General features: G+C 46.3%; 11 protein-coding genes. All 11 read right to left on the bottom strand.

Annotation, left to right across the window (positions count from 1 at the left end):
- Positions 1 to 26: 26 nt before the first annotated feature.
- The 11 genes from CYL18_RS01410 to CYL18_RS01360 all read right to left on the bottom strand — a co-directional run bounded on the left by CYL18_RS01410 (position 27) and on the right by CYL18_RS01360 (position 15,113).
- Positions 27 to 815, bottom strand: coding sequence for a transporter substrate-binding domain-containing protein (locus tag CYL18_RS01410; protein WP_104847678.1), 789 nt, complete (start codon positions 813 to 815; stop codon positions 27 to 29).
- Positions 816 to 1,144: 329 nt separating this feature from the next.
- Positions 1,145 to 1,582, bottom strand: a complete 438-nt coding sequence (locus CYL18_RS01405; protein WP_104848319.1) for a BrxA/BrxB family bacilliredoxin — start codon at positions 1,580 to 1,582, stop codon at positions 1,145 to 1,147.
- A gap of 193 nt (positions 1,583 to 1,775) precedes the next feature.
- Complete coding sequence (gene meaB / locus CYL18_RS01400; protein ID WP_104847677.1) at positions 1,776 to 2,807, bottom strand: methylmalonyl Co-A mutase-associated GTPase MeaB; 1,032 nt, start codon at positions 2,805 to 2,807, stop codon at positions 1,776 to 1,778.
- On the bottom strand, positions 2,807 to 4,969 hold the full coding sequence (gene scpA / locus CYL18_RS01395; protein ID WP_104847676.1) for a methylmalonyl-CoA mutase: 2,163 nt from the start codon (positions 4,967 to 4,969) through the stop codon (positions 2,807 to 2,809). Before scpA ends, meaB begins: the two co-directional genes overlap by 1 nt.
- Positions 4,966 to 6,741, bottom strand: a complete 1,776-nt coding sequence (locus CYL18_RS01390) for a methylmalonyl-CoA mutase family protein (RefSeq protein WP_104847675.1) — start codon at positions 6,739 to 6,741, stop codon at positions 4,966 to 4,968. The genes scpA and CYL18_RS01390 overlap by 4 nt, the downstream gene beginning before the upstream one ends.
- A gap of 200 nt (positions 6,742 to 6,941) precedes the next feature.
- Positions 6,942 to 8,210: a dihydrolipoamide acetyltransferase family protein gene (locus tag CYL18_RS01385; RefSeq protein ID WP_104847674.1), complete on the bottom strand. Its 1,269-nt coding sequence runs from the start codon at positions 8,208 to 8,210 to the stop codon at positions 6,942 to 6,944.
- A gap of 25 nt (positions 8,211 to 8,235) precedes the next feature.
- Complete coding sequence (locus CYL18_RS01380; RefSeq protein ID WP_104847673.1) at positions 8,236 to 9,219, bottom strand: alpha-ketoacid dehydrogenase subunit beta; 984 nt, start codon at positions 9,217 to 9,219, stop codon at positions 8,236 to 8,238.
- Entirely contained in the window at positions 9,219 to 10,226 is a 1,008-nt protein-coding gene (locus CYL18_RS01375) for a thiamine pyrophosphate-dependent dehydrogenase E1 component subunit alpha (RefSeq protein ID WP_104847672.1), read from the bottom strand. The genes CYL18_RS01380 and CYL18_RS01375 overlap by 1 nt, the downstream gene beginning before the upstream one ends.
- 27 nt (positions 10,227 to 10,253) lie before the next feature.
- A complete protein-coding gene (gene lpdA / locus CYL18_RS01370; RefSeq protein ID WP_104847671.1) occupies positions 10,254 to 11,675 on the bottom strand; it encodes a dihydrolipoyl dehydrogenase in 1,422 nt (473 codons plus the stop codon).
- 101 nt (positions 11,676 to 11,776) lie between these two features.
- Entirely contained in the window at positions 11,777 to 12,874 is a 1,098-nt protein-coding gene (bcd, locus tag CYL18_RS01365) for a branched-chain amino acid dehydrogenase (RefSeq protein ID WP_104847670.1), read from the bottom strand.
- Positions 12,875 to 13,052: 178 nt separating this feature from the next.
- Positions 13,053 to 15,113, bottom strand: coding sequence for a sigma 54-interacting transcriptional regulator (locus CYL18_RS01360; RefSeq protein ID WP_104847669.1), 2,061 nt, complete (start codon positions 15,111 to 15,113; stop codon positions 13,053 to 13,055).
- Positions 15,114 to 15,190: the final 77 nt, after the last annotated feature.

Genomic DNA, 15,190 nt, shown 5'->3' with positions numbered 1-15,190 from the left:
GCTCCTTCTGAAATTTTCCATCCAATTTATTCAGCGTCTGCATCAAACCATTTCAGCACTAATTCTTCTAACTCTCCGCTTTCCTTCATTTTTTGAAGTTCCGCGTTAAATTGGTCACGTAATTCACTGCCTTTAGGGAATGCCATCGCATAGCCAACTTCCTCTTCACTTTGTTCAAGCACAAAACCGGTCAGATCATCATTCTTTGCAAGATATCCTTCGGCAACTGTGTCTTCAATGATAGCCGCGTCAAAGCGTCCTGACTTGATTTCCTGTACAAGCTCAGGAATCCGGTTCCGGTCTTCAACAGCCATATCAATCGTTTTCGCAAGCTCATCAGCGGTTGTTTCCTGAATAGAGCCCATCTGTACGCCTACTGTTTTTCCTTCAAGGCCTTCAGCTGAGGAAATGCCGCTATCTTTAGCTGTCACTACCATATGGTTGGATGTATAATAAATATCTGAGAAATCAACACTTTCTTCGCGTTTCTCTGTTGGTGTCATTCCAGCTAATACAAGATCAGCCTGTCCATTTTTCAGCGCGGTAATCAGCCCGCCGAAGTCCATGTCAGATACCTCTAGCTCATAGCCCAGCTTCTCTGCCACAGTCTTCGCTAAATCAACATCAAATCCGATAATCTCTTCACTCTTAGCCGTATCAATATATTCAAAAGGTTTGTAATCAGCCGAAGTCACCATTTTCAATACCTTTTTATCGCTTGAGCCGTCACTGCCAGATTCTTCGCTGCTGCCGCATGCGCTTAGTAAAACCCCCGCGAATACAACAGTCAATAAACTAAGTAGCCACTTTTTCATTTGTCTTTCCCCCAAAATGTTTATAAATTCATGTTGCTTCTACTTTTCATAAAAACTATTAAACCATAAAAATTATATATATACAACAAAATGAATTTTAACACACAAAAACTTCTTTTCAAAATTATTTCATCTTACATACAAACGTCTAAAAACATCATTAAATATAATCATTGATAATATCTGTACATTTGAGCTGTTTCAACGCCAAATGAATATACTGAATTGTTATACAAACTCTATGCATAAAAACATTAACACCTGCCAGCATGGAAATCATAAACGCAAAAGCCAGTGTCCCTGATTAGAGAACACTGGCTTTAGGTGAATCAGATTTCATCGCAATATTCATCAAATGCCGTCTGCAAGGCAGAAATGACTTGCATTGGCTCATGACCTTCAATTTCATGTCGTTCAATCATCTTAATAATCTTTCCATCCTTCAATAATGCGAATGAAGGAGAGGATGGCGGATAACCTGTGAAATACTCCCGTGCTCGTGCTGTGGCTTCTTTATCTTGTCCGGCAAATACCGTCACAAGATGATCTGGCCGTTTATCATAATTCACTGCGTGATAGGCTGCCGGACGGGCGATGCCGCCTGCACACCCGCAAACAGAGTTGACCATTACGAGTGTCGTTCCTTTGGCTTGAAGGGCTTCATCAACTTCTTCTGTCGTTTTAAGCTCCTTATATCCTGCATTTTGTATTTCCTGCCTAGCTTGGCGGACTACATCATTCATAAATAAATTGAAATCCATGCTCATGCCGTTTTCTTCCTTTCCGGTCTTTTTCTTTATTTTACCAAAGGAGTATAAATTTAAAAAATAATCCAACTTCATGGTTTAGCATTCCATCATAAAGGGTAAAAATGCCATAATTAAGTTTTATCCCTATACTCCCTTGTTTAAAGGATAGCAGATCCAATCTGCTATCCTTTTTTTAACCAATACCCTTATTTTACTTCTTGTTCAAGGAAAAATAAACGTCAATCAATTCTTTTGCTGCCATTGCAGGGAGAACCGTTCCTTCCTTAACCCTATCCTCTAGCAGCTGAAGGGAAGAGCGGACTTCCCCATCCTTCAAGAAACGTTCAACCAACATCCTTCTGACTTCTGACTGAAGCCATTTACCTGCTTGATTCCTGCGCCTGGATTCGAGAACACCTGATTGACGCGTCTCCTCCATAAAGGCTAAGATGAGCTTCCATATATCCTCAAGCCCTTCTTGATAAAGAGCTGAGCATGTGAGGGTCTCTATATTCCATCCCATTGTTGCAGGATTAATGCCCATCGTGACCCGACTGTACTCCTCTTTTGCAAGTAAGGCTTTCTTTAAATTATCTCCATCAGCCTTGTTGACTGCAATGGCATCTACAAGCTCAAGAATGCCCTTCTTCATCCCTTGCAATTCATCTCCCGCGCCCGTCAACGCTAGCAACAAGAAAAAATCGACCATCTCTCTTACATCCGCTTCACTCTGGCCAACCCCGACCGTTTCTACAATGATGACAGAGTACCCGGCCGCTTCACATAATAGCATGCTTTCTCTCGTCTTGCGATGAACGCCGCCGAATTCCCCGTCAGATGGCGTAGGTCGGATATAAGCATTGGAGTGCCGCGAAAGCTTCTCCATTCTCGTCTTGTCTCCGAGAATGCTGCCCCCGCTGACAGGTGAGCTTGGATCGATGGCCAAAACGGCAACCTTATGCCCAAGAGCGCATAGGTATAAGCCAAAGCTCTCAATGAATGTGCTTTTCCCTGCCCCAGGGACACCTGAGATGCCAATCCGAACCGCCTTTCCTGTCTCAGGCAGCACTTCAGCAAGGATGGCTTGTGCTGCCTTCTGATGGTCCTCCTGCCTGCTCTCAACCAGTGTAATTGCCTTTGAGAGCGAACTGACCTCCCCCTCTATCAAGCTAGCAGCGATATCCCTTACTTGAAGGTTTAATGTCTCCTTCCGCTTGAACCTTCTTCGCTCCTTCTTATCCATCAATCGGACACTTCCTCATAGCCAAGGCTCCTATAAATCTCTTCCATAATAGTTACAGCTGCCTCAGGTATGACGGTTCCTGGCCCAAAGATTGCTGCTGCACCATTCTCGAGCAGATATTCATAATCCTGTTTAGGAATAACACCGCCGGCGATTATAAGAATATCCTCACGCCCCAAGCGTCTTAATTCTTGCTTCAGCTGCGGAAGCAAGGTTTTGTGTCCGCCGGCAAGGGAACTCATGCCGATGACATGGACATCATTCTCAATTGCTTGCGTGGCTGTTTCTTCTGGTGTTTGGAATAATGGTCCCATATCGACATCAAAGCCAAGGTCAGCATAGGCAGTGGCAACAACTTTTGCCCCTCTGTCATGACCGTCCTGCCCCATTTTTGCTATTAGAATGCGCGGGCGCCTGCCTTCATGCTCAACGAACTCCTCTGTCATCGCTCTGACTTCTTCGATTTTTCCCTCTTGCTGATAATGGCGCCCATATACACCGCTTACGGTTCTCACTTCAGCCTGATGCCTTCCTGATACAGCTTCAATCGCATCCGATATCTCCCCTAAGGTCGCACGCAGTATGGCAGCCTCCACGGCAAACTCTAAAAGATTACCTTCTCCAGTTCGCGCCGAATCCGTAAGTTTGCCCAAAGCTGCCTTCACCTTTTCATTATCACGAGATTCCTTGATTGCTTTCAGTCTCGCAACCTGCCCGCTCCGTACTTTAGAATTATCCACTTCCAGAATATCAAACTCATCCGTTTCTTCACTTCTATACCGGTTCACCCCGATGAGGACTTCTTCGCCAGAATCAATCCTTGCCTGCCTTTTTGCGGCGGCCTCCTCAATGCGCATTTTCGGGATGCCCGTTTCAATCGCTTTAGCCATGCCGCCAAGCTTCTCAATCTCCTCTAAATGTCCCCATGCTTTTTCAATTAGGCTCTTTGTCAAGGACTCTACATAGTAAGAGCCGCCCCATGGGTCAATAACATTCGTTAAGCCCGTTTCTTCCTGCAAATATAATTGGGTATTGCGTGCAATCCGGGCAGAGAAATCCGTCGGAAGGGCAATGGCCTCATCCAGTGCATTCGTATGCAGGGACTGGGTATGCCCCATAACAGCTGCATGAGCTTCGATTAATGTCCGGGCGACATTATTGAATGGATCCTGTTCAGAAAGGCTCCATCCCGATGTTTGTGAATGGGTGCGAAGGGCTAGGGACTTCTCATTTTGCGGGTTGAATTGCGTCATTAATGTTGCCCATAAATATCTTGCCGCCCGAAGCTTCGCCACCTCCATGAAATAGTTCATCCCAATGCCCCAGAAAAAGGAGAGTCGCGGCGCAAACGTATCAATCGGTATTCCGGCATCCAACCCAGAACGGACATACTCAAGTCCATCAGCAAGCGTATAAGCGAGCTCTAAATCAGCCGGCGCACCTGCTTCCTGCATATGATAGCCTGATATGGAGATGCTGTTGAACCTCGGCATCTTAGATGATGTATAAGAAAAAATATCAGAAATGATTCTCATCGACATTTGTGGAGGGTAAATATAGGTGTTTCGAACCATATATTCTTTTAATATATCATTTTGTATCGTGCCTGAGAGACTGCTTGTCTCAACTCCCTGTTCCATCGCAGCTGCGATATAAAAAGCCATTACAGGCAGCACAGCACCATTCATTGTCATCGAAACCGACATTTTTTCAAGTGGAATCCCCTCAAACAATATCTTCATATCCTCAATGGAATCTATCGCTACCCCTGCCTTGCCGACATCCCCGATTACACGCGGATGGTCAGAATCATAGCCGCGGTGAGTTGCTAAATCAAAGGCTACCGACAGCCCTTTTTGACCCATTTCGAGATTTCTGCGGTAGAAGGCATTGGATTCTTCTGCTGTTGAAAATCCCGCATACTGCCGTACTGTCCAAGGTCTGTTCACATACATGGCCGCATACGGTCCCCGTGTAAATGGTGCGATACCCGGATATGACGGCATATGGGGAAGCTGTTCGCTATCTGACATTTCATACACCGATTTTATGCTGATTTGTTCATTTGTTTCAGTTATTGTCTGTTTCTGGTTATCATTATTTGCTGGAGAAGAAGCAGCAGCTGTCTTCCAGTCTATTTTAGAAAAGTTTGGTCTTTTCATGCCTCTACCTCCTGAGTGGATGAAAGAACCGTGAGCCATTCAATGATATTGACGCTCCGGTCTATTTGCTGATACTTTGTGTTATCACTAAAATCTCCGACAGTATAGATGCGGACATGAGGCTCTAATGATAACGCAGACAAATCTCCTTTTAGATCCTTTTGATTGCCGCAAACGATGAGGTGAAGAACCTTTTGCTGTCCGGCAAGTTCTTCTATCTCTTTACTACTCTCTATGCCTTCTGCTAATTGATAGGCCAAACCGCCTGAAGCCAGGATTTCCTTCACGAAATCTGTATATGGCTTATATGCCTTCAGGTCGCCAATCCCAATCACCGCTATTCTCTCTGCTGCAGCTTCGTCCTGCCAGGTCAGGTTCATGGACCGGATAACCTCAAATTCGCTAGAAAGTTTGATTGGCCTTAACCGGCTGATTTCTTTCACCTTTTCTGTTCGACTCGACGGCGGCAGCTCAACAGGAACAACTGGACGCCTTTCCGATGGGTTCGCATAGACATTCACCCCGATGATTTTCTCCTTACGCATGGCTACATTCTCAAGCCGTGTCTGAGCTATTTCGAAAAGCTCCGCTTGAATGCGGCCCTTCTTCAGCACAGAGAGTATCCCCCCTGCCCGTTCTATATCAAGGAAGAGAGCCCAGGCCTTTTCGCATAGCTCATCTGTAAGCGCCTCTAAGTAGTAAGAGCCTCCACCAGGATCCTCCGAATAGCGTATACCTGCTTCCTTATCGAGGATATGTACGATATTTCGCGCCATACGTATGCCTTGGGAGCTTTGTTCTTTAAGCATGGCATCAAATGGATCAACTGTTATGTACTGACATCCTCCAGCCACGGCAGCAAACGCTTCATTGCTCGCGCGGAGAAGATTGACGTGACGATCATAGCTTGATTTATTTCTCATTGATGTCTTTGCATGAATGTTCATCCTGCATTCCTTTATTCCATACACTTGTCCAACCGCACTCCATAGTTTCCTTGCCGCTCTGAGCTTTGCGATTTGCATGAAAAATTGAGAGTCAATCGCAAACGAAAAGACCATGCTGTCGGTCAGCTCACTTGGCTCAATACCTGCACTATTAGCTGCATTCATATACTCAGCACCAGCGGCAAGTGCATACGCAATCTCTCTAGCCGCATCTGCTCCTGATTCGTGGTAAGGAATCGTATTAACCCAAATTGTCTTTATATCAGGTTCATTTTGCTTCCATTCAGCAATGCTTGATAACCACTCAGTCAACGCTGTTTGTTCATTTAGGGGAACCGCTCCTGCTTGCACCCATTCCATCATCAAATCACGTAAGACCGCTCCATTGACTGCCAGACCGTTTCCCATGATTGCTTGCTGCGCAGCATTCGCTTGAATAAAGACCGGATAATCTTCAATGGGCAAATTCCCGAGGGCTACCTTTATCTCCTCTGGCTTTAAAGAGTCAGTCTTAAACGAAAGGGCGTTCTCACCATTTTCAATCCCTTTTTTGACAGCTTCGGTTACTGCTTCGGCATTCTCTCCTTGATTCTCCTGACAAAGCCAAAAATCATTATTTCCAATGCCTCTTGTATAAGGAGCCGTGCCCGGCCTTTCGACATCTGCTGTTCTTTCGGAATAAAGCGGTTTCAAAATAATATTCTCATAGGTTTCCGTCAATAAACTGTCTGCTCCTTTACCCTTCAAGGAACGCTCAACAGCCTCTATCCAATCCTGTTCAGTGCTTGTCGGAAATGTATAGTTTCGTAATTGATCTAAATTCATAGCAAGGCTTTCTTTTTATCGGATTTATTCCGAGACAGAAAGCTCCCTCCCTTCATATGTACATTTTTTCTGATAATTACATTTTATCACAAGATTTTCCAAACCACTTCTCTCGCGCTGTGAAAAGGACTATTTCTATTTTGAGAGCGGCAAAAAAAAGAACTGGACGCAAGGCTCATCCAGTTCGTTTATGAAGAATATTAATAGATAGATATTGTCTTTTCGTTCATTTCTTCGAGGATTCCCTTCAGTCTTGCCAGGAAGCGTCCTGCCACCAAACCATCCAGTACGCGATGATCGAGAGAGAGGCAGAGATTTACCATATTTCTAATGGCAATCATATTCCCTTCCATGACAACCGGCTTTTTCACGATAGATTCCACCTGCAGAATGGCCGCTTGCGGATGGTTAATGATGCCCATCGATTGTACAGAGCCGAATGAACCGGTATTATTCACCGTGAAGGTTCCTCCCCTCATATCATCCGCTGATAGCTTGCCGGACCTAACCTTACCGGCGAGTTCATAAATTTCACGGGCAATCCCTTTAATTGTTTTCTCATCAGCATGTTTGATGACCGGCACATAGAGAGCATCATCAGTCGCCACTGCAATAGATAAATGAATGTCCTTCCTCTGGATGATTCGATCCCCATCCCACATAGAGTTCATTTCCGGGAACTCCTTAAGCGCCTGTGCCACAGCCTTGACAAAAAAGGCAAAGTAGGTAAGATTATACCCTTCCTTCTCCTTGAACTCTTTCTTCAAGGCATCTCTTGCCGAGACAAGACCAGTAACATCCGCCTCAACCATTGTCCAGGCATGCGGAATCTCCTGCTTAGCTCGCGTCATATTCTGTGCTATCGCCTTTCTTATACCTGAAACCGGAATGATGGTATCATTTGCAGCTGCTTGAATAGGATTCCTTTTTGGCGGTACAGCCTGCTCCTTTGAGTCTTGCATATCTGCTTTTCTTTCTGATGCAGCAGGGGGCTTGAGCGCTTCAGGACCTGATTCAATAGCCTTCAAAACGTCCTTGCGAGTGATACGTCCCCCTGCACCAGTTCCGTTCAAGGTCTTCAAATCAATATCATGTTCCTGGGATAGCTTTAATACGGCAGGTGAATAGCGCGGCTTGCCAGCTGACTGCAGGGATTCTCCTGTCTCTCCATCAGCTTCAGCAGGCTTCACTTTCTGCTCCTGCTTGGCCTCCTGCTCACTTCCTTCACCCTCTGTCTGAATGCTGCAAATCAGTTCGCCGACAGGGACGGTCTCCCCTTCTTCAAAAAGCAATTCTTGAATGGTTCCCGTATAGGAGGACGGTACCTCTGCATTCACTTTATCCGTCATAACCTCAGCAATAGGATCATATTTCTGCACGTGGTCTCCCGGCTTGACGAGCCAAGTGGAGATGGTGCCTTCTGTGACGCTTTCCCCAAGCTGCGGCATTTTCATCTTTTCTATAGCCATTCTTTTACCCTCTCTTTCTAGCTATCTAGAATTCTGCTAATTCTTTTATCGCTTTTTCGACCTTATCTGGATTGACCATGAAGAACTTCTCCATCGTCGGAGCATACGGCATGGCAGGAACATCAGGACCAGCCAGTCTCTTGACTGGCGCATCCAAATCGAACAGGCAATGCTCAGCAATAATGGCAGACACCTCACTCATGACACTGCCTTCCTTCGTGTCCTCGGTTACCAGCAGGACCTTCCCTGTTTTTCTGGCAGCTTCAATAACGGCTTCCTTATCTAGCGGATAAACCGTTCTAAGGTCTAGAATATTGGTAGAGATACCGTCCTTTTCAAGCCTCTCTGCCGCTTGGAGGGCGAAATGAACACATAACCCATATGTTATGACGGTAACATCCTCCCCTTCTCGTTTCACATCTGCCTTCCCAATCGGAAGGACATAATCATCAGCCGGAACCTCTCCCTTAATCAATCTGTAAGCCCGTTTATGCTCAAAGAAAAGCACAGGGTCTTCATCGCGAATGGCGGCCTTCAAGAGCCCTTTTGCATCATATGGTGTGGAAGGAATGACTACCTTTAGGCCAGGCTGATTGGCGAAAATGGCTTCAACGGATTGAGAATGATAAAGCGCTCCGTGGACACCTCCACCGAACGGGGCACGAATGACAATCGGGCAATGCCAGTCATTATTGGAGCGATAGCGGATTTTAGCTGCCTCAGAGATAATTTGATTCACAGCAGGCATGATAAAATCAGCAAACTGCATCTCAGCGACCGGCCGCATGCCATACATCGCAGCGCCAATGCCCACCCCGGCAATTGCCGATTCAGCAAGCGGTGTATCGAGAACTCTCGCCTCTCCAAATTGCTCATACAATCCGGCAGTCGCTTTAAAAACACCGCCTTTTTTGCCTACATCCTCACCAAGAACAAATACTTTCTCGTCTCTTTCCATCTCTTCTCTCAAAGCCAATGTAATGGCATCAATATATGATAAAACCGGCATCAAACCGCCCCCATTCCTTCTTCATACACATGCTTCAAAGCATCCTCTGCCTGTGCATACGGCGCATTCTCCGCATAATCTGTCGCTTCATTGACGAGCTTCATCACGCGTTCATTGATTTCTTTCTCGAGATTATCGTCAAGAACACCTGTTTCTTTCAAATAGGCACCGAACGTAATGATAGGATCATTCGTCTTCGCCTCTGCCACTTCAGCAGGCGCACGATAAGAACGATCATCATCATCACTTGAATGCGGGGTCAATCGGTAGGAGACCGTTTCAATTAGGCTCGGTCCTTCGCCGCGCCGTGCTCTGCCTGCTGCCTCCTTGACGGCTCCATAAACCTCTAGCGGATCATTTCCATTAACCGTCACACCAGGCATCCCGTATCCAACTGCCCGATCAGAAACACGTTCGCAGGCCAGCTGCTTTTCAACGGGCACAGAAATGGCGTATTTATTATTTTCGCACATGAGAATAACCGGAAGCTTATGTACACCGGCAAAATTAGCACCTTCATGGAAATCCCCCTGATTGGAAGAGCCCTCACCAAAGGTGACGAAGGTAACTAAATCCTTATTTTGCATCTTGCCGGCGAGCGCGATGCCTACCGCATGCGGAACTTGTGTCGTCACCGGAGAAGAACCAGTCACAATCCGATTTTCCTTTTGGCCAAAATGCCCCGGCATCTGCCTGCCTCCTGAATTCGGGTCTTCCATTTTCGCAAATCCGGATAGCATAAGCTGCTTTGCCGTCATGCCAAAGGTAAGCACGACTCCCATATCTCTATAGTAGGGAAGGACATAATCTTTATTCCTGTCGAGCGCGAAGGCAGCACCGACTTGAGCTGCCTCCTGTCCTTGGCAGGAGATAACGAACGGAATCTTGCCAGAGCGGTTCAAAAGCCACATACGCTCATCTATTCTTCTTGCCATAAGCATCATTTCATACATCTCTAATACCGTTTGATTAGTTAAGCCTAATTGTTCATGCCTATTTTCTGCCATCAAAATTCCCCCTATCCATTTCATTCATTACAAATGAAGCGCCATTCCATCAACCGCAAGTGCCGCCTCTCCAATCACCTCTGAAAGGGAAGGGTGAGGATGGATGCTTGATGCCACTTCCCATGCCGTCGCATTTAAGACCAATGCAAGACCAGCCTCTGAAATCATGTCTGTCACATGCGGGCCAATCATATGGACTCCAAGCAGATCATCACTTTCGGCATCAGAGATGATTTTGGCAAACCCTTCTGCCTCTCCAAATACAAGCGCTTTCCCCAAGGCCTGAAAAGGGAATTTACCCACCTTCACCTTATGGCCTCTCTTTAACGCTTCCTCTTCAGTAATACCAACGCTCGCTGCCTCCGGGCTGCTATATATACAGCGCGGTATCCAGTCATAGCGGATTGGCTCTGTCTTCAAACCCGCCATATGCTCAACTGCCTTAATGCCTTCATGGCTTGCCACATGGGCAAGCTGCATTCCCCCAATACAGTCGCCAATCGCATATATATGAGATTCTTTTGTCTGGTAAACCTCATTTACCTGAATGACTCCTTTACTGAACTCAATGTCGGTATTCTCGAGCCCAATCCCATCAGTATTAGCATCACGGCCGACAGAAACCAGCATCTTTTCAGCTCGATAGTCACGGTTAGTTCCGCTCTCCTCAGCCGAAATGGTCAAGCCATCTTGAACGGAAAGCGTTTCCGGAAGAACTTTCGCGCCTGTCACGATTTTTATCCCTTTTTTCTTCAATGCCTTAGTCATCGCCTTTGAAATCTCCTCATCCTCTGTCGGCAGGATTCGGTCAGCATATTCCAAAATGGTCACCTCAACGTCGAAATCGCAAAGCATTGATGCCCACTCAACACCGATGACACCTCCCCCGATAATAAGCATAGATGAAGGGAGCTGCTTAAGTCTAAGCGCATCATCAGAGGTAAGAACCGTCTGGCCATCAATGGTCAGACCAGCAAGCGTCCGCGGTCTTGAGCCAGTAGCAAGAAGGACATTCTTTGGAATAAGCATTTCATTCTCTTCGCCGTTATTCATCTCAACCGAAACGGTACCAGCCATTGGAGAGAAGATAGATGGACCTAAAAGCCGGCCATACCCCTCATATAGATCTATCTTGCCTTGCTTAATTAAGTATTGGACTCCATTGTGGAGCTTGTCCACAATACTTTGCTTTCTCTCTTGTGCAACGCCAAAATCGAAGACCGGCGCTTCCGTTTTTACGCCAAAGCCAGCAGCTTTCTTTACGGTTTGATACACTTCAGCACTTCTAAGCAATGCCTTTGACGGAATGCAGCCAGCATGCAGGCAGGTTCCCCCAAGCTTACCCGCTTCTACGATTGCTGTTTTTAAACCGAGCTGTGAAGCTCGGATAGCGGCCACATATCCGCCTGTTCCACCGCCCAGGATGACAAGATCATATTCTGTTGACATGTAAGACACCCTCCCCTGTATAGATCGCCGCCAAGATGGCGGCGTCATTATCTCCTGTTTCATTATGAAGGCCAAATACACAGCAGGCCATCACTTCCCCATTAACGGCGGCGATTCAAGATATGGCGGCCATTCATAAGAAATTGACTTCTAGAATTTTTAAGCTTTTCAATCCGTTCCTCAGCCATACGGTCTGCGGCCACATAGGTTGGAATTCCGTCACGCTTGGCAATCTCTATTACTCGTTCGATGTTATTGTATATCGTCTCAACCTTCTTTAAGGCTCGCTCCTGATTGTAGCCATATAGCTCATCAGCTACATTTATCACGCCGCCGGCATTGATGACATAATCAGGTGCATAGACAATCCCCATCTCATGGATGGCATCTCCATGTCTGGTTTCCTTCAATTGGTTATTGGCAGCGCCTGCAATCACTTTCGCTTTTAATTGCGGAATCGTATGGTCATTGATGGTTGCACCAAGTGCACATGGCGCATAAATATCACACTCAACCCCATAGATTTCATCCGGGTCAACCGCGCTTGCCCCAAAATGCTCGACAGCCATTTGGACACTTTCCTTATTAATATCCGTCACGATCAATTGAGCCCCTTCTTCATGCAGATGCTTGCACAAATTAAAGGCAACATTGCCGATTCCTTGGACTGCGATCACTTTTCCTTCAAGGGAATCCGTGCCAAATGCTTCCTTGGCAGCTGCCTTCATTCCGCGGTAAACACCAAAAGCCGTTACCGGCGAAGGATTGCCTGAAGAGCCGAAAGCAGGAGAAATTCCTGTCACATAATCCGTTTCTTCATGGATTATATCCATATCCGCAACTGTTGTGCCTACATCCTCAGCGGTAATGTAGCGTCCATTAAGTCCTTGAATATATCGGCCAAAAGCACGGAACATTTCTTCATTTTTATCCTTGCGCGGGTCACCGATGATGACTGTCTTCCCTCCGCCAAGATTGAGTCCTGCAGCAGCATTCTTGTACGTCATCCCTTTGGCAAGCCGCAGAGCATCTTCAATAGCCGCTTCCTCGGAATCATACGTCCACATCCTTGTTCCTCCAAGAGCCGGCCCAAGGGTTGTGTCATGAATAGCGATGATGGCCTTCAATCCAGATTGCCTATCCTGTACAAACAAAAGTTGTTCATAGTCATATTGCTCCATATATTTAAAAAGCTCCATCTTTCATTTCCCCTCTCATCTTTACGTACTCATGTTGTTCTATTTATTTTTTTGTCACCGAAAATCCATAAATGATATATGCAAGAATCGTGCCAACTCTATCTTCTTCTCAATAAAGGGGAGGTCAACAAAGATTCCATGCAATTTTTTTCATGAATGCAGCTTTTAGCGTGCAAAATTATTCAAGGTTATACTTTGTTAATTTATAATACAGATTCCTGATTGAAAGACCCAATTCTCGCGCGGTCGCTGTCTTATTCCCCTTCAGCCGATTCAGCGTATTTTGAATGATTTCTTTTTCAATATTTGCTAGCTGCTCTGTCAGGCTGAGCGGATTATGCGGCAAGCGTTGTTCTTTCCATCCTTCTTCTGCCGGGGCATCCTCCAAAAATAGCGAAGGCAGATGTGCCTTTTCAAGCATTCGCGTGTGCATATCCATGAAAATAATCGCTCTGCCAAGCACATTCTCAAGCTCACGTACATTTCCCGGCCACCTATACGCTTCTAGCACCTGAATGGCCTCTGGACTGATTGTCCGGATATCCCGGCCGTATTCTTCGTTCAGCTTCTTGAGCAAATGAATACTTAGAGACGCAATATCACGCGGCCTCTCCCTTAGCGCGGGTATGTATATCGGCATACGATTAATTCGGTAATACAAATCCTCCCGGAAATCGCCGTTTGCAATTGCCTTCTCCAAATTCACATTGGTCGCGGCAATCACTCGGACATCTATCTGCACAGGCTTTGTGCCGCCCACCCGCATAATTTCCCCTTCTTGCAGGACACGGAGCAGCTTAGCCTGAGTCCCAGGGGTTAGTTCGCCAATCTCATCGAGAAAGATGCTGCCTTTGTGAGCTTCCTCGAAAAAGCCTTTCTTGCCGCCTCTCCTTGCTCCGGAGAAAGCCCCTTCCTCATAGCCGAACAGTTCACTCTCAAGCAAGGATTCCGCGATTGCCGCACAGTTCACACGCACAAACTGGTTATACTTGCGGTCGCTGGCATTATGAATCGCATGAGCGAATAATTCCTTGCCCGTCCCGGACTCTCCCCTTAAAAGGACAGTAGCAGGGGTACGCGCATAAAGCCGAGCTTGCTCAAGACACAGGCTCATCTCCTTTGATTCGCCAATAATATCATCAAAGGTATATTTCGCCGCAATTTTTCGGATCATCTGACGGGCTCGCTGCAATTCCTTTGTTAAGTTTTGAATTTCTGATAGGTCATGAATGACACCGACGCTTCCCTTCAGCTCCCCGTTAACCATTATTGGAGCTACATTGACAATTACATCCCGTTTCGCCGGCCCGACCTTCATGCGAACGCCGCGAACCGGCTTTTGGGTTTTCAGCACTTGCAAATGCATACTCTCCCCTTCAACGATGTCCGCTGTCGCAGGCTTTCCGATTACATCAGCCTCCTCAAGACCCGTAATTCTCGAATAGGCAGGATTGATCAAAAGCCCCTCTCCCTTCTCGTCGACGACGGAGATGGCATCATCGCTTGAATGAATGATGGCTTCAAGCATTTTTTGAATATGCTTTAGGTTTGTAATCTCTTCAGCTAGACGAGTCATTTCCGTAATACCCTTGAATATGGCGAATGCTCCGAGGATTTCACCTTGGCCATTTCTGATTGGCATCCTCGTCGTTAAAATGTCCCGCCCATTATCGAGACGAGCCCGCTGATTGCTCTCTGTAACCGCTGTTTGGACTATCCGGGGGAGAGAGGAAGCAGGCATTACCTCGTGAATATGGCGGCCGATCACCATTTCTCCTTTTATGCCTGTCAAATTCTCCGCCTCTTTATTGATAAAAACGACCTCTTCATCCTTATTGATCACAATCATGCCATTATCTGAAATATTAAAAACAAGCTCGCGCAGATAGGCCTCTTCCTTGGACTGTTTCATTAATTCCTCTTTTTCCTGGATGAGGTTTGCTAGAATAAAGGCGACCCGTCCCTGAACAAGAATGGTATGCTCCTCTTTCTTCTGGGCAATTTCCCGGTAGACGGCATCAATGCCAGTTGCTTCAAAAATTATATCAGGCGGATGGTTAATTAAGCGGGACCAGCTGGCAGCCGTTTTAATGCCATGCTCACGTGCTAGCTGTATCCCCGCAGCATTCGGGTTGGAATCAATAACCCCAATTACACGATAATCCTTCGCCATCAGCAGTATATTTAAAATGGCTGTTCCGCCATTGCCAGCTCCGATAATTAGCACTGTTCTTTCCATGTACTCCCCCCAGCTTGTAACCGTATGCAATTTTTTTCATATTCATACTACCATATTTATCCTAAAAAAACTTGACA

The sequence above is a fragment of the Pradoshia eiseniae genome (assembly GCF_002946355.1).
In the GTDB taxonomy this organism is placed as follows: Bacteria; Bacillota; Bacilli; order Bacillales; family Pradoshiaceae; genus Pradoshia; species Pradoshia eiseniae.
Note: the sequence above shows the minus strand (reverse complement) of the source record. Positions and strands in the feature narration are given on the sequence as shown.

What these genes read in the sequence shown, in the direction of transcription:
- meaB (WP_104847677.1), bottom strand. Translation starts at nt 2,807, where the DNA reads ATGGATAAGAAGGAGCGAAGAAGGTTCAAGCGGAAGGAGACATTAAAC.
- CYL18_RS01360 (WP_104847669.1), bottom strand. Translation starts at nt 15,113, where the DNA reads ATGGAAAGAACAGTGCTAATTATCGGAGCTGGCAATGGCGGAACAGCC.
- bcd (WP_104847670.1), bottom strand. Translation starts at nt 12,874, where the DNA reads ATGGAGCTTTTTAAATATATGGAGCAATATGACTATGAACAACTTTTG.
- CYL18_RS01405 (WP_104848319.1), bottom strand. Translation starts at nt 1,582, where the DNA reads ATGAGCATGGATTTCAATTTATTTATGAATGATGTAGTCCGCCAAGCT.
- CYL18_RS01410 (WP_104847678.1), bottom strand. Translation starts at nt 815, where the DNA reads ATGAAAAAGTGGCTACTTAGTTTATTGACTGTTGTATTCGCGGGGGTT.
- CYL18_RS01375 (WP_104847672.1), bottom strand. Translation starts at nt 10,226, where the DNA reads ATGGCAGAAAATAGGCATGAACAATTAGGCTTAACTAATCAAACGGTA.
- CYL18_RS01390 (WP_104847675.1), bottom strand. Translation starts at nt 6,741, where the DNA reads ATGAATTTAGATCAATTACGAAACTATACATTTCCGACAAGCACTGAA.
- CYL18_RS01380 (WP_104847673.1), bottom strand. Translation starts at nt 9,219, where the DNA reads ATGCCGGTTTTATCATATATTGATGCCATTACATTGGCTTTGAGAGAA.
- lpdA (WP_104847671.1), bottom strand. Translation starts at nt 11,675, where the DNA reads ATGTCAACAGAATATGATCTTGTCATCCTGGGCGGTGGAACAGGCGGA.
- CYL18_RS01385 (WP_104847674.1), bottom strand. Translation starts at nt 8,210, where the DNA reads ATGGCTATAGAAAAGATGAAAATGCCGCAGCTTGGGGAAAGCGTCACA.
- scpA (WP_104847676.1), bottom strand. Translation starts at nt 4,969, where the DNA reads ATGAAAAGACCAAACTTTTCTAAAATAGACTGGAAGACAGCTGCTGCT.